The following is an 18,678-nucleotide window of genomic DNA, read 5'->3' as shown; positions in this document are numbered from 1 at the left end:
ATGACCCATCCACTTCCTCGATTCCGTCGCTCCCCTTTGTCATGTGCTGCAGCACTTGTATTGGGGTCTGCATTGGCCTTCAACGCGTGGGCGGTTGATCCTTTCAAGGTCCGTGACATCCGTGTCGAAGGCTTGCAGCGCATTGAACCAGGTACCGTCTTTGCGTCCATTCCGTTCCGTGTTGGTGACGATTACACCGATGAAAAGGGCGCAGCAGCCATTCGCAGTTTGTTTGCTTTGGGCTTGTTCAAAGACGTGCGCATTGAAGTCAATGGCGATGAATTGGTGCTGATCGTTGAAGAGCGTCCCAACATTGCGGCTGTTGAATTCATTGGCACCAAAGAGTTTGACAAAGACGTGTTGCGCAAAGCGTTGCGTGATATCGGACTGGCTGAGGGCCGTCCGTTTGACAAAGCCTTGGCTGACCGTGCCGAGCAAGAACTCAAGCGCCAGTATGTGAACCGTAGTTTGTATGGCGCTGAAATCATCACCACCATCACGCCGGTGGACCGCAACCGTGTGAACCTGTCGTTCACTGTGGTCGAGGGTGATTTGGCCAAAATCAAAGAAATGCGCATCGTCGGTGCCCAGGCCTTTGGTGAATCCAAATTGTTGGATCAGTTTGACCAAGGTACGGGCAACTGGCTGAGTTGGTACACCAAGTCAGACCGTTACTCACGCACCAAGCTCAATGCAGACCTTGAGACCTTGCGTGCTTGGTACTTGTCGCGTGGCTACTTAGAGTTCCGTGTGGACTCCACGCAAGTGGCTATTTCGCCCAACAAGCAAGACATTTCCATCACCATCAACGTGACCGAGGGTGACCGCTTTGTGGTCTCTGAAGTGGCTTTGGATGGCTACTACTTGGGCAAAGACGACGAGTTCAAGTCTTTGATTGAGATCAAGCCCGGCAAGCCTTACAACGCTGACGACGTGGCGAAAACCACCAGAGCCTTCAACGAGTATTTCGGCAATTTTGGCTTCGCGTTTGCACGTACCGAGGTGCGTCCCGAAATCGACCGCAGCACCAACCGCGTGAAGTTGGTGTTGGTGGCCGACCCGTCGCGTCGCGCTTACGTGCGCCGCATCAACATCGTGGGCAATAACCGCACACGCGACCAGATCGTGCGCCGCGAGTTCCGTCAAATGGAGTCCTCGTGGTACGACGGCGAGCGCATTCGTTTATCGCGTGACCGTATCAACCGCTTGGGTTATTTCAAAGACGTCGAAGTGGACACCCAAGAGGTGGCGGCTTCTCAAGATCAGGTGGATTTGAATGTGAACGTGGTTGAAAAACCAACCGGCATGTTGACCTTGGGTGCGGGTTTCTCCAGTGCCGAAAAAGTCACGTTCTCGTTTGGTATTCAGCAAGACAACGTGTTCGGTAGCGGCCAGAACTTGGGGCTCCAAGTCAGCACGAGCAAGTTCAACCAGTATTACGTGATCAACACGACCGACCCGTATTTCACGGAAGATGGCGTGTCGCGCACCTTTGAGTACTACCACCGCTCGAGCCGGCCTTACGTGGAGCAGGGCGGTGACTACCGACTGGTCACGTCTGGCACAGGCATTCGCTTTGGTGTGCCATTCAGCGAGTTAGACCGTGTTTTTGTGGGGGCCTCGTTAGAGCAAACGCAAATTGTGCCGGGCACCAACTTGCCTGACTCCTATTTGAAATATGCCTACCAGTTTGGTTACACCACGCATACCGTGCCTTTGACGGTGGGCTGGGCGCGGGACAGTCGCGACAGCTATTTGAATCCAACGAGCGGCAAGTTCATCCGTCTGAACAGCGAAACAGGCTTGGCCGGTGATACCCGTTACGCCAAGTTTGGGGCGCAATACCAGCAATATTTCCCGCTGAGCAAGCAATACACCTTCGCTTTCAATGCCGATTTCGGCTTAGGCAAAGGCCTGCAAGGTCAACCCTTCCCCGTGTTTAAAAACTACTACTCGGGCGGTTTGGGTTCGGTGCGTGGTTTTGAGCAAGGCACCTTGGGGCATCGTGACCCGTCCGGTATCGTCAGCGGTGGTGCGAAAAAGGTCACGCTCAATAGCGAGTTTTTGCTGCCATTTCCAGGCGCGGGCAATGACCGCAGCTTGCGTTTGTACGGTTTCTATGACATGGGCAACGTCTTTGGCGAATACGACAAAATTCAGTTAAGCGAGTTGCGTAGCTCTTATGGCGTTGGCCTGAGTTGGGTCTCACCGATGGGGCCTTTGCGTTTTGCCTGGGCACGTCCCGCACGTTCCTTTACAGGCGATAGAATCCAAAGATTGCAATTCCAGATCGGGACATCTTTCTGATGAACACGTTTTTTCGCCACCTTTCTTTGACCTTCGCCTTGGGCTTGGCCGCATTCAGCGTTCAAGCTGAAGAAATTCGCATTGGGTTTATCAATACGGACAGAATCTTCAAAGAGGCCAATACGGCCAAGCAAGCACAAGCCAAGCTGGAGCAAGAGTTCTCCAAGCGCGACAAAGACCTCATCGAGTTCGGTAACAACCTGAAGTCGTCTGCTGAAAAATTCGAACGTGAAGCACCTACGTTGTCTGAGTCACAACGCTTGTCTCGCCAAAAACAATTGGGCGAACAAGACCGCGAGCTGCAGCGTAAGCGTCGCGAGTTCCAAGAAGAGTTGAATGCACGCAAGAACGAAGAGTTCCAACAAGTGCTTGAGCGTGCCAATCGCGTCATCAAGCAAGTGGCTGAAACTGAGAAATTCGACCTCGTTTTGCAAGAGGCCGTTTACATCAACCCCAAGCACGACATCACCGACAAAGTGCTCAAGGTCATCAACGCTGCTAAATAAGTCGCCGTGGCACTGAGTCTCGGCCAAATTGTTGAACGTCTCGGGGGGCGCTTACATGGCAACCCCGAACACCTGATTGAAAAGCTCAGCCCGTTAGACACGGCGCAACCCAACGCTTTCAGTTTTCTCAGCAACCCCCAATACCAAGCACAACTCGTCACCTCTGCGGCGGGTTGCGTTGTGGTGTCTCCCGTGATGGAGTCGGTGGCGTTAGCGCGCGGTGCTTGCATCGTGGCCGACAACCCGTACCACTACTTCGCACGCTTGACGCAACTTTGGCGTCAGCATTTGCCCAAAGACGATGCGCCTTTGGTGCACCCCAGTGCCGTTATTCACCCCAGTGCTACTGTGCATGCAACGGCACGCATTGGTCCTTTGTGCGTGGTGGAGCGGGGAGCCAGCATTGGTGCTGATACGTGGTTGAAATCGGGCATCACTGTGGGCGAAGATTGCCGTATTGGGCAACGCTGCATCATCCATGCTGGTGTGGTGATTGGTGCCGATGGTTTTGGTTTCGCTATGTTTGAAGGCCGCTGGGAAAAAATTGAACAACTGGGTGCCGTTCGCATTGGTGACGATGTAGAAATTGGCGCCAACACCTGCATCGATCGTGGTGCCTTGGACGACACGGTGTTGGAAAACGGCGTCAAACTCGATAACTTGGTGCAAATCGGTCACAACGTGCATGTGGGCGCCAACACCGCGATGGCTGGGTGTGCTGGTGTGGCTGGCAGCGCGCGCATTGGTGCCAATTGCACCGTGGGTGGTGGGGCCGTCGTGCTCGGCCACTTGCAATTGGCCGACGGGGTGCACATTTCTGCAGCCTCGGTGGTCATGCGTTCTATTCGTCAACCCGGCCAATACAGTGGTGTGTTTCCCATCGACGACAATGCGTCATGGGAGAAAAATGCCGCGACCTTGCGTCAGTTGCACCGTTTGCGCGACCGCATCAAATCTCTTGAATCAGCTTTAGAAAGTCAGAAAAAATGAGCATGGACATCCATCAAATCTTGAAGCAATTGCCTCACCGTTACCCATTTCTGTTGGTCGACCGTGTGTTGGAATTGGAAAAAGGCAAAAGCATCAAGGCGCTCAAAAATGTGACCATGAACGAGCCATTTTTCAGTGGCCATTTCCCACACCACCCCGTCATGCCCGGTGTGTTGATTTTGGAAGCCTTGGCACAAGCCGCTGCTTTGCTGGCGTTTGACACCTTGGGTGCCGCACCCGATGACAAAACTGTGTATTACTTCGCTGGCATTGATGGTGCACGGTTCAAGCGCCCCGTCGAGCCAGGCGATCAGTTGACTTTGGAAGTCGAATTGGATCGCATGAAAGCCGGCATCTTCAAATTCAAAGCACGCGCCAAAGTGGGTGATGTCATTGCCACCGAAGCTGAGCTGATGTGCACAATGCGTGCGATTGCCTAATCCGATTAGCCCATACATCAACGATGAGCAACATCCACGCGACCGCATTGGTTGACCCAAAAGCCGAACTCGACAGCTCGGTGCAGGTGGGGCCGTACACCATCATTGGCCCGCATGTGCGTATTGGCGCAGGCACAACGGTTGGCCCGCACTGTGTGATTGAAGGTCACACCACGATTGGTCAAGACAACCGCATTTTTCAGTTCAACTCGTTGGGCGCTATTCCGCAAGACAAAAAGTACGCGGGCGAGCCTTGTGAGTTGATCATTGGCGACCGCAACACCATCCGTGAGTTTTGCACCTTCAACATCGGTTCGCCCGGTGATGCGGGCGTGACGAAAGTTGGCAACGACAACTGGATCATGGCTTACGTGCACTTGGCGCACGACTGCGTGGTGGGCAACCACACCATCTTCGCCAACAGCGCGCAGTTGGCGGGCCATGTGCATGTGGGCGACTGGGTGATTTTGGGCGGCTTTACCGTGGTGCACCAATTTGTGCGCATCGGCGCACACAGTTTTTCGGCCATGCATTCGCTGCTGTTTGCGGACGTGCCGCCTTTTGTCATGTGTCAAGGTCAGCCTGCTGAGCCACGCTCGATGAATTTTGAAGGTTTGCGCCGCCGTGGCTTTTCTGCCGAGCGCATCAGCGCGGTGAAAGCCATGCACAAAGCCTTGTACCGCGATGATTTGACGCTCGACAAAGCCAAAGAGCGCATTGCTGTGTTGGCCCAAGAGAAACCAGAAGCCGCAGCCGATGTGGCCATGATGCTGGATTTCTTAGATCACACATCGCCGCAGCGCGGCATCATTCGCTAAAACGCATGGCTGGGGCTTTGTCTTTCTCGCTGGTCGCAGGCGAGGCTTCGGGTGATTTGCTGGCGGGTTTGCTGCTGGGGGGCATGCGCCAAAAATGGCCTGACATGCGAAGCGCGGGCATCGGTGGTCCCCGCATGGAGGCCCACGGTTTTGAAGCTTGGTGGCCTTACGAGAAGTTAGCGGTGCGCGGCTATGTCGAAGTCCTGCGACATTACCGTGAAATCGTGGGCATTCGTCGCCAGTTACGTGACCGTTTGTTGGCCAATCCACCGAGTGCGTTCATCGGTGTGGATGCCCCAGACTTCAATCTCGACTTAGAACGTGACCTCAAGGGCGCAGGCATTCCTGCCGTGCACTTTGTGTGCCCCTCGATCTGGGCGTGGCGCGCAGATCGGGTGGAAAAAATCCGTCAAAGCGTTGATCATGTGTTGTGCATTTTTCCGTTCGAAGAAGCCTTATTGGCCCAGCACGGCATTGCTGCAACGTATGTTGGCCATCCCTTGGCTCAAACCATTCCCGATCAAGTTGATCGTGCGGCGGCTCGAACCGCACTAGGGCTTCCTCAAGATGCAACAGTGGTGGCCTTATTGCCAGGCAGCCGCAGTTCTGAAATTGAGTATTTGGTGCGTCGCTTTTTGCAAGCTGCGCAACGCATGGCCCAACGTCAGCCGGGCTTGCACTTTGTGTTGCCCGCCATGCCCGCGTTGCGCGCGCGTATCGATGCCATTTTGAAAGAGGTGGGACCTGTGCCGCATCTCATGCTGCTTAACAGCCAGTCTCACGCTGCGTTGGCCGCGTGTGACGTGACGTTGATCGCCAGTGGCACCGCCACGCTGGAGGCGGCGCTTTTCAAGCGTCCCATGGTGATTGCGTACAACATGAACTGGCTCAGTTGGCAAATCATGCAGCGTAAGAAGTTGCAGCCTTGGGTGGGGTTGCCCAATATCTTGAGTCAAGATTTCGTTGTGCCTGAATTGCTACAAGACGCGGCCACTCCCGATGCCATGGCGCAAGAGGTGTTGCAGTGGCTCGATCACCCCGCCGCCATGGCCCATGTTCAACAACGCTTTGCAGTGCTCCATGACAGCCTGCGTTGCGACACCCCCGCACTGGCGGCACATGCGATCGAAAAAGTTCTTGCGCGCTGAACAGGCGCCGTTGATTTGGGACGCCCCTGGCTTAGTGGCTGGCGTCGATGAGGCTGGGCGTGGTCCTTTGGCAGGCCCTGTGGTGGCCGCCGCGGTCATTCTGGATGATCAAAATCCGATTTACGGCTTGGCAGACTCCAAAAAACTGACCCCATTGAAGCGTGAGCGTTTGTACGACGAAATTCGTGCCAAGGCTTTGTGCTGTTGCATCGCCGAAGCTACCGTGGAAGAAATCGACACCTTGAATATTTTGCAGGCCACGATGCTGGCCATGCGCCGCGCGGTGGAGGGGTTGCGTTTGAAGCCGCACAAAGTGTTGGTGGATGGCAATCGTCTGCCCGTGTTGGATGTTTTGGCGGAGGCAATTGTCAAAGGCGACAGCAAAGTGCCTGCCATTTCTGCGGCTTCTATTTTGGCCAAAGTGCACCGTGACCGCTGGTGCATGCAGCTACACGCCGAGTACCCGCTTTACGGCTTTGACAGTCACAAAGGCTATGGCACGGCGGCACATTTATTAGCGCTGCAAACCCACGGTGCGACACCTTGGCATCGGACCACGTTTTCGCCCGTCACCAAAGTTTTGACATGAATTTGATTACCTCACGCGACAACCCCTTGGTGAAAGAGTTGCGCCGTTTGTCGCAAGACAGCTCGGCCTACCGCAAGCTCGGACGTGTGTGGCTAGAGGGTGATCATCTGTGTCGCGCAGCGTTGACGCGTGGCGTTAAACCCGACCATGCGGTGTTTGCCGAGTCTCAATGGGCGACCGCGCCTTTAGAGTGGACGCGGGCGGCCGAGCGCAACACCGTCTTGCCAGATGCCTTGTTTGCAGAAATCAGCAGCCTCGAGTCACCCGCGCGCATGGGCTTTATTTTGACCACGCCCAGCACGCAAGTGGTGCAGCCTAAAGTCGCGACCGTGGTGTTGGACCGTGTGCAAGACGCGGGCAATGTGGGTTCCATTTTGCGCAGTGCCTCAGCGTTTGGGTTTACCCAAATTTTGGCGATCAAGGGGACGGCCGCGTTGTGGTCGCCCAAAGTGTTACGCGCAGGGATGGGGGCGCATTTTGGGTTGCACTTGGTCGAAGGCTTATCGCCAGACGCGTTGCAGGCTTTGGATATTCCGTGGGTGGCAACCAGCTCGCACCAAGGGCCCTTTTTGCACACCTTGTTGGCGCAAGCCCAATTGCCCATGCCTTGTGCATGGCTGATGGGGCATGAAGGGCAGGGCGTATCGCCTGAGTTGGCGCAGCGCGCTGAGTTGGCGGTGCGAATTGCGCAGCCCGGCGGGGAGGAGTCGCTCAATGTGGCCGCCGCTGCTGCCATTTGCTTGCACGCCAGTGCAACCTGTCATTTGGTGGATTAAGTCGGGCAAACACTGGGGAAAACCAGTGCCTCGGATATAATAAGAGGCTTTCCCGCATCAACCTGTACGCCCCAGCCAAAACTAGGCAAATTCCTCGAACAAAGCAGCCAAAGAGAAGCCATTCTCTTGTGAGCGCTGAGGCGTACCCGAACTATTCCGGAGAACCCAGTGCTTTTGTCTCTTCAGGGAACCTTCCCGCCCGCCATTCTGGCGCTCGCAGACGGCACGGTCTTTATCGGCAACTCGATTGGAGCCTCTGGCTCCACCGTCGGCGAAGTGGTGTTCAACACCTCACTCACCGGCTATCAGGAAATCCTCACTGACCCCAGCTACTGCCAGCAGATCGTCACTTTGACGTACCCGCACATCGGTAACTACGGCGTCAACGTGGAAGACATCGAAGCTGACAAAGTCCATGCTGCTGGCTTGATCATCAAAGACTTGCCTTTGGTTGCAAGCAACTTCCGCTCACACCAAACCTTGTCGGCCTATTTGGTCGATGCCGGCACGGTGTCGATTGCCAACATTGACACCCGTCAACTCACGCGCTTGCTGCGCACCAAAGGCGCTCAAAACGGCGCCATCTTGGGCTTGGCTCAAGGTGAGCAAGTGACCCAAGCGATGATTGATCAAGCGGTGGCCGCTGCACAAGCTGCGCCTTCGATGTCGGGCCTCGATTTGGCTCAAAAAGTGACGGTGTCTGAGTCTTACGACTGGACCGAAACAGAGTGGGTGTTGGGGCAAGGCTACGGCACGTTGGCCGCACCTAAATTTCACGTGGTCGCCTACGACTTTGGCGTCAAGAAAAACATCTTGCGTATGTTGGCTGAGCGCGGCTGCCAAGTGACGGTGGTGCCTGCCAAAACATCGGCTGCCGATGTGCTCAAACACAACCCCGACGGCATTTTCTTGTCCAACGGCCCAGGGGACCCGCAGCCTTGTGATTACGCGATTGCCGCAGCCGCAGAGTTGATCGAAACAGGCATTCCCACATTTGGCATCTGCTTGGGGCACCAAATTATGGCCTTGGCCAGTGGTGCGAAGACGTTCAAGATGAAGTTTGGTCACCACGGTGCCAACCATCCGGTGAAAGAACTCGACACAGGCCGTGTGTCCATCACCAGCCAAAACCACGGTTTTGCAGTTGACGAAAAGACCTTGCCTGCCAATTTGCGCGCCACCCATGTGTCGCTGTTTGACGGCACCTTGCAGGGCTTGGCCCGCACAGACAAGCCTGCGTTTTGCTTCCAAGGTCACCCTGAAGCTTCTCCAGGCCCCCACGATATTGCTTACCTCTTTGACCGCTTCATCCACCTGATGGAGGCGAAATAACATGCCAAAGCGCACCGACTTAAAAAGCATTCTCATCATTGGCGCAGGCCCGATCATCATTGGTCAGGCTTGCGAGTTCGATTACTCTGGCGTGCAGGCTTGCAAAGCTTTGCGTGAAGAGGGTTACAAGGTCATTCTGATCAACAGCAACCCTGCCACGATCATGACCGACCCGGCCACGGCCGACGTGACCTACATTGAGCCCATCACCTGGCAAACCGTCGAGAAGATCATTGCCAAAGAGCGTCCCGATGCCATTTTGCCCACCATGGGCGGCCAGACGGCGCTGAACTGCGCCTTGGATCTGTGGCACAACGGTGTGCTCGAAAAGTACAAGGTCGAGCTGATTGGCGCGACACCCGAGGCCATCGACAAAGCTGAAGACCGCCTGAAGTTCAAAGACGCCATGACCAAAATTGGTCTGGGTTCTGCGCGCTCTGGCATTGCCCACAGCATGGAAGAGGCGTGGGATGTGCAAAAGACATTGGGCTTCCCCACAGTCATCCGCCCCAGCTTCACGCTGGGTGGCACGGGTGGTGGCATCGCCTACAACCCCGAAGAGTTTGAAGTCATTTGCAAACGCGGTCTGGAGGCTTCGCCTACAACCGAGCTGTTGATTGAAGAGTCTTTGCTCGGCTGGAAAGAGTACGAGATGGAAGTGGTGCGCGACAAAGCGGACAACTGCATCATCATCTGCTCGATCGAAAACCTAGACCCCATGGGCGTGCACACCGGCGACTCGATCACCGTGGCACCCGCACAAACCTTGACCGACAAGGAATACCAGATCTTGCGCAATGCCTCCTTGGCGGTGCTGCGCGAGATCGGTGTGGACACGGGCGGCTCGAACGTTCAGTTCTCCATCAACCCCAAAGACGGCCGCATGGTCGTCATCGAGATGAACCCACGTGTGTCGCGTTCGTCGGCATTGGCCTCCAAAGCCACGGGGTTCCCGATCGCCAAAGTCGCGGCCAAGTTGGCTGTGGGCTACACACTCGATGAGTTGCGCAACGAAATCACGGGCGGTGCCACTCCCGCATCGTTCGAGCCTTCGATCGACTACGTGGTCACCAAGATCCCACGTTTTGCGTTCGAAAAATTCCCGACAGCCGACAGCCGCCTGACCACCCAGATGAAGTCGGTGGGCGAGGTGATGGCCATGGGCCGCACCTTCCAGGAGTCGTTCCAGAAAGCCCTGCGCGGTCTGGAAGTCGGCGTGGACGGCATGAACGAGAAAACCCAGGACCGCGAAGTGCTCGAAAAAGAACTTGGTGAGCCCGGTCCTGAGCGCATCTGGTATGTGGGCGATGCCTTCGCCATGGGCCTGAGCGTGGACGAGGTGTTTGCCTTGACCAAGATCGATCCTTGGTTCCTGGTGCAGATCGAAGAAATCGTCAAGATCGAGTTGGAACTCGAAACCACAACGCTGGGGGCGATCACCGCCGACGAGCTGCGTGCGCTCAAGAAGAAAGGCTTCTCGGATCGCCGCCTGGCCAAGTTGCTCAAGACGACTGAGCATGTGGTGCGCGCGCGCCGCCATGCTTTGAACATTCGTCCTGTTTACAAACGCGTGGACACCTGTGCGGCTGAGTTCTCGACCGACACCGCTTACATGTACTCGTGCTATGAAGGACATGGCGATACCTTCGGTGTGGGCGCCGCTGAATGCGAAGCCGAACCCACCACCAACAAGAAAATCATGGTCTTGGGTGGCGGCCCCAACCGCATTGGCCAAGGTATTGAGTTCGACTACTGCTGCGTTCACGCCGCCCTCGCCATGCGCGAAGACGGCTATGAAACCATCATGGTCAACTGCAACCCCGAGACCGTGTCGACCGACTACGACACCTCGGACCGTTTGTATTTTGAGCCGGTCACTTTGGAAGACGTGCTCGAAATCGTTGACAAGGAAAAGCCAACGGGCGTCATCGTTCAATACGGTGGTCAAACGCCTTTGAAGTTGGCACTCGATTTGGAAGCGGCTGGCGTGCCCATCATTGGCACCAGCCCTGACATGATCGACGCAGCCGAAGACCGCGAGCGTTTCCAGAAACTGCTGCAAGACCTCGGTCTGCGCCAACCCCCCAACGCCACCGCTCGCACCGAGCCAGAAGCTTTGGAAAAAGCCGCAGCTTTGGGTTACCCCTTGGTCGTGCGCCCCAGTTATGTGCTGGGTGGCCGCGCCATGGAAATCGTGCACGAACAACGTGACTTGGAGCGCTACATGCGCGAAGCGGTCAAGGTGTCGCACGACTCGCCCGTGCTGCTGGACCGTTTCCTGAACGACGCCATCGAGTGCGATGTGGACTGCTTGCGTGACCCCGAAGGCAAAACCTTCATCGGTGGCGTGATGGAACACATCGAACAAGCGGGTGTGCACAGCGGTGACTCGGCTTGCTCTTTGCCGCCTTACTCGCTGTCGGCTGACACTGTGACTGAACTCAAGCGCCAATCGGCTGCGATGGCGGGTGCTTTGAACGTGGTGGGTTTGATGAACGTGCAGTTCGCCATCCAGAACATCGATGGCAAAGACGTCATCTATGTGTTGGAAGTGAACCCCCGCGCTTCACGCACCGTGCCTTATGTTTCTAAAGCCACTGGCATCCAGTTGGCCAAGGTGGCGGCGCGCTGCATGGCGGGCCAGACCTTGGCATCGCAAGGCATCACCAAAGAAGTCACGCCCCCTTATTTCAGCGTGAAAGAAGCGGTGTTCCCGTTTGTGAAATTCCCCGGTGTGGATACCATCCTCGGCCCCGAGATGAAGTCCACCGGCGAAGTCATGGGTGTGGGCAAGACGTTTGGCGAAGCTTTTGTGAAGAGCCAAATGGGCGCCGGTACCAAGCTGCCGCGTGCGACCAAGGCTGACGGCACACCATCAGGCAAGGTCTTTATCTCCGTGAAGAACAACGACAAGCCGCGTGCTATTGAAGTGGCTCGCCAGTTGGTGGCGCAAGGGTTTGCTTTGATTGCGACCAAAGGCACAGCCAGCGCGATCAATGCGGCCGGTGTGGCTTGCGCGACGGTCAACAAGGTCACCGAAGGTCGCCCACACATTGTGGACATGATCAAAAACAACGAAGTGGTGTTGGTCATCAACACGGTGGAAGAGCGTCGCAATGCGATTGCCGATTCACGTCACATTCGTACCTCGGCATTGCTCAACCGTGTGACAACCTTCACAACAATAGCCGGCGCAGAAGCGGCCGTTGAGGGGATGAAGTACATGGATCAGTTGGATGTCATTTCTGTGCAGGAAATGCACGCTCAATTGACGGCTTAATCTGCCAGATTAGAAAAGACCATGGCCACTATTCCTATTACCAAACGCGGTTCAGAGAAGCTCAAAGACGAGTTGCACAAACTCAAAACGGTTGAGCGTCCCGCGGTGATCAATGCCATCGCCGAGGCGCGTGCGCAAGGTGACTTGAGCGAGAACGCTGAATACGATGCAGCCAAAGACCGCCAAGGCTTCATCGAAGGCCGCATTCAAGAAATCGAAGGCAAGCTGTCGGTGGCTCAGATCATTGATCCCTCCGAACTGGATGCGGGCGGACGTGTGGTGTTTGGTGCGACCGTGTCGCTGGAAGATGAAGATTCCGGTGACAAGGTGACATATCAAATCGTGGGTGAAGACGAGGCCGATTTGAAACTCGGCTTGGTCAACATCAGCAGTCCTATCGCGCGAGCTTTGATTGGCAAAGAAGAGGGTGATGTGGCTGAAGTGCAGGCGCCAGGTGGTGTCAAGCACTACGAGATCGTCACGGTTTCGTATATCTGATCGGTAACCCGTGGCGCGCTTGCAAGTCTTTTTCGCAGCGCTGTGGTGGGGCAGTTTGATGGTGATCGGCTTCCTTGTGGTGCCGCTCCTTTTTGTGCATTTGGAAACACCCGCCATCGCGGGACGCATGGCCGCCAAGCTCTTCACCGCGCAAAGTTGGCTGTCTGTGGCGTGTGGTCTGGTGTTGCTTTTAGCGGCCAGACGTGACGCGAGAGACGAACCTTACACGCCTTCAGTTTGGGTTGTGGGTGGCATTTTGTTGGCCTTGCTGCTTGAGTTAGCCGTGGCGCCACACATCGTCGCGCGAGAAAATCTGATGCTGTGGCATAACTTGGGCTCTGCGTTTTATTTGGCGCAATGCGCGTGTGCGGCAAAGGTTTTGTGGCAGTTGAGCGTGTCTAAAGCACAAATCATCGGCACATAAAAAAGAGGGCATCCGTGTGGATGCCCCCGCAGGTCAAGATCGCGAAAGTGGGTTAACCCAAGGTGCGTTTTTTGACAGATATTTTCTTAGGTTTCGCACGCTTCACTTGGCCACCAGAGGTTAAGCGTTGGTTGCCCAGAACGCGAAGTGTTTTGACTTCGGGGCGTTGTCCGCCGCGTTTGCTGTACTTCAGTACTTTCACGTCGCGCGGGCCTGCCATGCGGTCTTCGTCGGCGTCGTCGCGAACTTTGTCTGATTTGGGGCGCCACAAGACAAAAAGCTTGCCGATGTGTTGAATTGGCGCAGCATTCAGTTGGTCTGCCAAAGCGAGGAACATGGCTTCGCGGGCAGGGCGGTCATCGCCGAGCACGCGAATTTTGATGAGGCCGTGGGCATTGAGTGCCATCTCGGCTTCTTTGATAACAGCGGGCGTTAAACCATCGTTGCCGATCATCACGACGGGGTCGAGATGGTGCGCTTCGGCACGGTGAATTTTGCGTTGAGCAGGTGTGAGTTGTATTGCAGACATGGGGGTATTATCCCCGCTCGCTTAAGGGTATGAATTGAAAGCTAAAACTAAAAGCAAAAAGGTCAACAAGTCGTGGTTAAACGACCATGTGAACGACCCTTATGTCAAATTGGCGCAGAAGGAGGGTTTTCGTGCCCGTGCTGCATACAAGCTCAAAGAAATTGACGAGCAACTGAGTCTGATCAAGCCCGGCAACGTGGTGGTCGATTTGGGATGCGCCCCTGGTGCTTGGAGTCAGTACTTGCGTCGCCGCATGTCCCCTGACGGGGCTGCCTCTGGCACGCTCAACGGCACCATCATAGGTTTGGACATCCTGCACATGGAGCCCATTGAAGATGTCACCTTTTTACAGGGCGATTTCCGAGAGACTGAGGTCTTGGCGCAGCTTGAGGCCGCGTTAAAGGGTCGCATTGTTGACGTGGTGGTCTCAGACATGGCGCCCAATTTGTCTGGCATTGAATCATCAGATGCCATGCGCATTGCCCATCTGGTGGAGTTGGCGGTTGAATTTGCTCAAAAACATCTCAAAGATGACGGCGCCTTGGTGGTGAAGCTTTTTCATGGCAGTGGTTACAGCCAATTGACCCAGCTTTTCAAAGACACGTTCAAAGTGGTCAAACCGTTCAAGCCCAAGTCAAGCCGTGACAAGTCGAGTGAAACCTTTTTGATTGGTATGGGCCTCAAGCACCGCAATCTTGCTAATCCTTGAGCCTTGCAGGGCTGAATCGTGCAGGTAAATATTTATCAGCGCTTGAAAAGCCTAAAATCTAGCCCAACTGATACGTCTTGTATCTCTTTTTATTTCGGAGCCCACATTGAACAATCAATGGTTCTCAAAAGTCGCAGTTTGGTTGGTGATCGCCTTGGTGCTGTTCACCGTGTTCAAGCAATTTGAAACACGTCCTGGCGCAGGCAATGGCTATGTGGGCTACTCGGACTTCTTAGAAGAAGTTCGTGCCAAGCGCATCAAAACTGCCACCATCCAAGAGGGTGCGGGCGGCACAGAAATCGTGGCCGTGACCAACGACGAGCGCAAACTGCGCACCACTGCCACCTACTTAGATCGCGGCTTGGTCGGTGATTTGATCGCCAACGGCGTGAAGTTTGACGTCAAGCCCCGCGAAGAAGGCTCACTCTTGATGACCTTATTGGTCAGCTGGGGCCCCATGCTGCTCTTGATTGGTGTGTGGGTGTACTTCATGCGTCAAATGCAAGGCGGCGGTAAAGGTGGGGCGTTTAGCTTTGGCAAAAGCAAAGCGCGCATGCTCGACGAGAACAACAACACCGTGACATTTGCCGATGTGGCGGGTTGCGATGAGGCCAAAGAAGAAGTCAAAGAAGTGGTTGATTTCTTGAAAGACCCTCAAAAATTCCAAAAACTGGGTGGCCGTATTCCACGTGGTTTGTTGTTGGTCGGCCCTCCCGGCACAGGTAAAACCTTGTTGGCCAAGGGCATCGCTGGCGAAGCCAAAGTGCCGTTCTTTAGTATTTCAGGTTCTGACTTCGTCGAAATGTTTGTGGGTGTGGGCGCAGCCCGTGTTCGCGACATGTTTGAAAACGCCAAGAAAAATGCACCTTGCATCATCTTCATTGATGAAATCGATGCAGTGGGTCGTCAACGTGGTGCAGGCTTGGGCGGTGGTAACGACGAACGCGAACAAACACTGAACCAAATGCTGGTTGAGATGGATGGTTTTGAGACCAACCTCGGCGTGATTGTGGTCGCTGCGACCAACCGCCCTGACATTTTGGATGCCGCTTTGTTGCGCCCCGGCCGCTTTGACCGTCAGGTCTACGTGACTTTGCCAGACATCCGCGGTCGCGAACAAATCTTGAACGTGCACATGCGCAAAGTGCCAATTGGCCAAGACGTGAATGCCAGCATCATCGCCCGTGGCACACCCGGCATGAGCGGTGCTGATTTGGCCAACTTGTGCAACGAAGCTGCTTTGATGGCCGCACGCCGCAATGCGCGCGTGGTGGAGATGGTCGACTTCGAAAAAGCCAAAGACAAAATCTTGATGGGCCCTGAGCGCAAGAGCATGGTCATGCCCGAAGAGGAACGTCGCAATACGGCTTATCACGAGTCGGGTCACGCTTTGATTGGCAAGCTGTTGCCCAAGTGCGACCCCGTCCACAAAGTGACGATCATCCCGCGTGGCCGTGCCTTAGGCGTGACCATGAGCTTGCCTGCACAAGACCGCTACAGCTACGACAAAGAATTCATGTTGAACCAAATCAGCATGTTGTTTGGTGGTCGTATTGCCGAAGAAGTGTTCATGAACCAAATGACCACCGGTGCTAGCAATGACTTCGAACGTGCGACCTCCATCGCCCGTGACATGGTGATGCGCTACGGTATGACCCAAGCTTTAGGCCCCATGGTCTATGCTGAAAACGAAGGCGAAGTGTTTTTGGGACGCTCTGTGACCAAAACCACCAATATGTCGGAAGCCACCATGCAAAAGGTGGACATGGAAGTACGCAGCATCATTGACACGCAGTACACCTTGGCGCGTCGCTTGATCGAAGAAAATGCCGACAAGATGCACGCCATGGCCAAAGCTTTGTTGGAGTGGGAAACCATTGACACTGAGCAGTTGGACGACATCATGGCGGGCCGCGAGCCACGTCCACCCAAAGATTGGGCACCCCGCAGCAAGCCACCTTCGGGTGATGGCAGCGGCGGCACACCCGCTGTGCAGACAGAACCGTCTCCTTCGGCTGCTTGAGCTGCTAATTAGGCGAACACGGACACACACAATGACGGGGCGAAAGCCCCGTTTTTCATGGACTTTTCTATGTTTTGGCAAACTTCACGTTTTCGCATTGACCTGACCCAGCCCCAAGTCATGGGCATCGTCAACGTCACGCCTGATTCTTTTTCCGATGGTGGGCGTTATGCACCGTTGGCGCACTGCGAGCAGTTGCTCAAAGATGGCGCCCACATGTTGGACATTGGTGGTGAGTCCACGCGACCCGGTGCTCAACCTGTCTCGCTGGAAGACGAGCTGGCTCGCGTCTTGCCCGTGGTGCGTGAAGCGGTTAGCTTGAATGTGCCTGTGTCCGTCGATACCTACAAACCTCAGGTGATGCAGGCCGTATTGGATGCGGGGGCAGACATCGTCAACGACATTTGGGCCTTGCGTCAGCCTGGGGCTGCCGCTATTGTTGCGGCGCACCCCAGTTGTGGTGTCTGCGTGATGCACATGCATGGCGAGCCTCAGACCATGCAAACCTTGCCCATGAACGGCTCGGTGATTGGCGCTGTCTCTCAATTTTTAAGTGACTGTGCCCGCAATCTGCAGTCACAAGGCGTGGTAGCCACGCGCATCGCGCTGGATCCAGGGGTTGGGTTCGGTAAAACGGTGGCTCAAAACTTTGAGCTGTTGTCGGCTCAGGCGGAGCTGATGGCGCTGGGATACCCATTGTTGGTCGGCTGGTCTCGAAAATCGTCGCTGGGTGCGGTGACGGGCTGCGAAATGGGGGAGCGTTTGGTGCCCAGTGTGGCAGCTGCTTTGCTGGCGGTCGAGCGAGGTGCACGTATCGTTCGGGTGCATGATGTGGCGCAAACGGTTCAAGCGTTGAACGTGTGGCAAGCGGCTCGACTGTGTGTTGGCTAATTCACGGTGCAGCATGAGCTAACAAGCGCATTTGTTTGCGACAATATTTCATCAATTCACGAAGAATAAACAGACATGACACGTAAATACTTTGGCACCGACGGCATTCGTGGAACGGTGGGGCAACCCCCTATTACCCCCGATTTTGTGTTGCGGTTGGCGCATGCGGTCGGTCGCGTGCTCAAACGCACCGAAGAGCATCCGACGGTCTTGATCGGCAAAGACACGCGCATTTCGGGTTACATGCTGGAGTCCGCGCTGGAGTCGGGCTTTAACTCGGCGGGCGTGAACGTGGTGTTGCTTGGCCCTTTGCCAACGCCAGGGGTGGCTTACCTCACGCGTGCACAGCGGGCAAGTTTGGGTGTGGTCATCAGCGCCAGTCACAACCCATTTGCAGACAACGGCATCAAGTTTTTCAGTGCCAAAGGCACGAAGTTAGATGACGCTTGGGAGCTGGCTGTTGAGGCGGCACTTGAAGAACCGCCAGTTTGGGTCGATTCGGCGAACTTGGGCAAAACCCGTCGTTTGGATGACGCTGCGGGTCGCTACATTGAGTTTTGCAAAAGCACGTTTTCCAACGACCTGACGCTCAAAGGCTTGAAGATCGTGGTGGATGCTGCGCATGGCGCGGCGTATCACATCGCACCCAAAGTCTTTCACGAGTTAGGTGCCGAGGTGATTGCGATTGGTTGTAACCCCGATGGTGTCAACATCAACCACGAGGTGGGAGCTACGCATCCAGACGCCTTGGTGCGCTCTGTCAAGGCCAACCACGCGGACTTTGGCGTGGCGTTGGATGGCGATGCCGACCGTTTGCAAATGGTCGATGCGCAAGGCCGTTTGTTCAATGGCGATGAATTGCTGTATTTGATGGCCGATGACCGTCTGGCCAAAGACGAGGTCGTACCAGGTGTGGTGGGTACGCTCATGACCAACATGGCGGTTGAAGTTGCGTTGAAAAAGCGTGGTGTTCAATTCGTACGTGCCAAGGTTGGTGACCGCTATGTGTTGGAAGAGTTGGCCAAACACGGTTGGATTTTGGGGGGCGAGGGTTCTGGTCATCTGTTGGCCTTGGACAAACACACCACCGGCGACGGTTTGATCAGCGCCTTGCAAATTTTGCAAACCTGCGTGCGCAGCGGCCGCACCATGGCCGACTTGCTGAAGGATGTCACGTTGTTCCCCCAGACCTTGATCAACGTGCGTTTACGCCCTGGGCAAGACTGGAAGGCGAACACCCGTTTGCAAGATGAAACCCAAAAAGCCGAGGCTGAGTTGGGCGATACAGGGCGTGTGCTGATTCGTGCGAGTGGCACCGAACCCTTGGTGCGTGTGATGGTCGAGGCGCGTGACGAGGCGCAAGCCAATGCCTGTGCACGTCGTATTGCGGACACCTTGTCCGCATAAGCACGTACACC

Annotated in this window: 17 protein-coding genes; 16 read left to right on the top strand and 1 reads right to left on the bottom strand. The window is 55.4% G+C overall.

Features of this window, described 5'->3' with window-relative positions; all coding sequences use genetic code 11:
• From bamA to RMS95_RS14020, 12 genes are all read left to right on the top strand, one after another.
• Window positions 1–2,307: an outer membrane protein assembly factor BamA gene (gene bamA / locus RMS95_RS14075; protein WP_310646825.1), complete on the top strand. Its 2,307-nt coding sequence runs from the start codon at window positions 1–3 to the stop codon at window positions 2,305–2,307.
• On the top strand, window positions 2,307–2,813 hold the full coding sequence (locus RMS95_RS14070; protein ID WP_310646824.1) for an OmpH family outer membrane protein: 507 nt from the start codon (window positions 2,307–2,309) through the stop codon (window positions 2,811–2,813). Before bamA ends, RMS95_RS14070 begins: the two co-directional genes overlap by 1 nt.
• Before the next feature lie 6 nt (window positions 2,814–2,819).
• Entirely contained in the window at window positions 2,820–3,803 is a 984-nt protein-coding gene (gene lpxD, locus RMS95_RS14065) for a UDP-3-O-(3-hydroxymyristoyl)glucosamine N-acyltransferase (RefSeq protein WP_310646823.1), read from the top strand.
• A 2-nt stretch (window positions 3,804–3,805) separates the two neighbouring features.
• Window positions 3,806–4,243, top strand: a complete 438-nt coding sequence (fabZ, locus tag RMS95_RS14060) for a 3-hydroxyacyl-ACP dehydratase FabZ (protein WP_100132276.1) — start codon at window positions 3,806–3,808, stop codon at window positions 4,241–4,243.
• Between the two features lie 23 nt (window positions 4,244–4,266).
• Complete coding sequence (gene lpxA / locus RMS95_RS14055; protein ID WP_310646822.1) at window positions 4,267–5,061, top strand: acyl-ACP--UDP-N-acetylglucosamine O-acyltransferase; 795 nt, start codon at window positions 4,267–4,269, stop codon at window positions 5,059–5,061.
• A gap of 5 nt (window positions 5,062–5,066) precedes the next feature.
• Window positions 5,067–6,209: a lipid-A-disaccharide synthase gene (lpxB, locus tag RMS95_RS14050; RefSeq protein WP_310646821.1), complete on the top strand. Its 1,143-nt coding sequence runs from the start codon at window positions 5,067–5,069 to the stop codon at window positions 6,207–6,209.
• Complete coding sequence (rnhB, locus tag RMS95_RS14045) at window positions 6,181–6,798, top strand: ribonuclease HII (protein ID WP_310646820.1); 618 nt, start codon at window positions 6,181–6,183, stop codon at window positions 6,796–6,798. Before lpxB ends, rnhB begins: the two co-directional genes overlap by 29 nt.
• On the top strand, window positions 6,795–7,574 hold the full coding sequence (locus RMS95_RS14040; RefSeq protein ID WP_310646819.1) for an RNA methyltransferase: 780 nt from the start codon (window positions 6,795–6,797) through the stop codon (window positions 7,572–7,574). The genes rnhB and RMS95_RS14040 overlap by 4 nt, the downstream gene beginning before the upstream one ends.
• 168 nt (window positions 7,575–7,742) lie before the next feature.
• The gene (gene carA / locus RMS95_RS14035; protein ID WP_310646818.1) at window positions 7,743–8,906 is read left to right on the top strand and encodes a glutamine-hydrolyzing carbamoyl-phosphate synthase small subunit; all 1,164 of its coding nucleotides are present in this window, start codon (window positions 7,743–7,745) and stop codon (window positions 8,904–8,906) included.
• A 1-nt stretch (window position 8,907) separates the two neighbouring features.
• A complete protein-coding gene (carB, locus tag RMS95_RS14030) occupies window positions 8,908–12,186 on the top strand; it encodes a carbamoyl-phosphate synthase large subunit (protein ID WP_310646817.1) in 3,279 nt (1,092 codons plus the stop codon).
• Window positions 12,187–12,207: 21 nt separating this feature from the next.
• Window positions 12,208–12,684 carry a transcription elongation factor GreA gene (gene greA / locus RMS95_RS14025; protein WP_310646816.1) on the top strand — a complete coding sequence of 159 codons (477 nt, stop codon included), beginning with the start codon at window positions 12,208–12,210 and terminating at the stop codon, window positions 12,682–12,684.
• 10 nt (window positions 12,685–12,694) lie between these two features.
• The gene (locus RMS95_RS14020) at window positions 12,695–13,108 is read left to right on the top strand and encodes a DUF4149 domain-containing protein (protein ID WP_310646815.1); all 414 of its coding nucleotides are present in this window, start codon (window positions 12,695–12,697) and stop codon (window positions 13,106–13,108) included.
• A 52-nt stretch (window positions 13,109–13,160) separates the two neighbouring features.
• On the opposite strand, the gene RMS95_RS14015 is transcribed toward RMS95_RS14020, so the two are convergent.
• Window positions 13,161–13,637: a YhbY family RNA-binding protein gene (locus RMS95_RS14015; protein ID WP_310646814.1), complete on the bottom strand. Its 477-nt coding sequence runs from the start codon at window positions 13,635–13,637 to the stop codon at window positions 13,161–13,163.
• 34 nt (window positions 13,638–13,671) lie between these two features.
• Between RMS95_RS14015 and RMS95_RS14010 the strand changes: the two genes are divergently transcribed.
• From RMS95_RS14010 to glmM, 4 genes are all read left to right on the top strand, one after another.
• Window positions 13,672–14,346: an RlmE family RNA methyltransferase gene (locus RMS95_RS14010; protein ID WP_310646813.1), complete on the top strand. Its 675-nt coding sequence runs from the start codon at window positions 13,672–13,674 to the stop codon at window positions 14,344–14,346.
• Window positions 14,347–14,452: 106 nt separating this feature from the next.
• Window positions 14,453–16,369 carry an ATP-dependent zinc metalloprotease FtsH gene (gene ftsH / locus RMS95_RS14005; protein ID WP_310646812.1) on the top strand — a complete coding sequence of 639 codons (1,917 nt, stop codon included), beginning with the start codon at window positions 14,453–14,455 and terminating at the stop codon, window positions 16,367–16,369.
• A 69-nt stretch (window positions 16,370–16,438) separates the two neighbouring features.
• On the top strand, window positions 16,439–17,260 hold the full coding sequence (gene folP, locus RMS95_RS14000; protein ID WP_310646811.1) for a dihydropteroate synthase: 822 nt from the start codon (window positions 16,439–16,441) through the stop codon (window positions 17,258–17,260).
• A 75-nt stretch (window positions 17,261–17,335) separates the two neighbouring features.
• Window positions 17,336–18,667: a phosphoglucosamine mutase gene (gene glmM, locus RMS95_RS13995; RefSeq protein ID WP_310646810.1), complete on the top strand. Its 1,332-nt coding sequence runs from the start codon at window positions 17,336–17,338 to the stop codon at window positions 18,665–18,667.
• Window positions 18,668–18,678 lie beyond the last annotated feature (11 nt).

Origin of the sequence: Limnohabitans sp. (assembly GCF_031539175.1) — a bacterium.
Lineage (GTDB): Bacteria > Pseudomonadota > Gammaproteobacteria > Burkholderiales > Burkholderiaceae_C > Limnohabitans.
The sequence above is the reverse complement of the archived record's forward strand: the minus strand, read 5'-3'. Positions and strand labels throughout refer to the sequence as shown.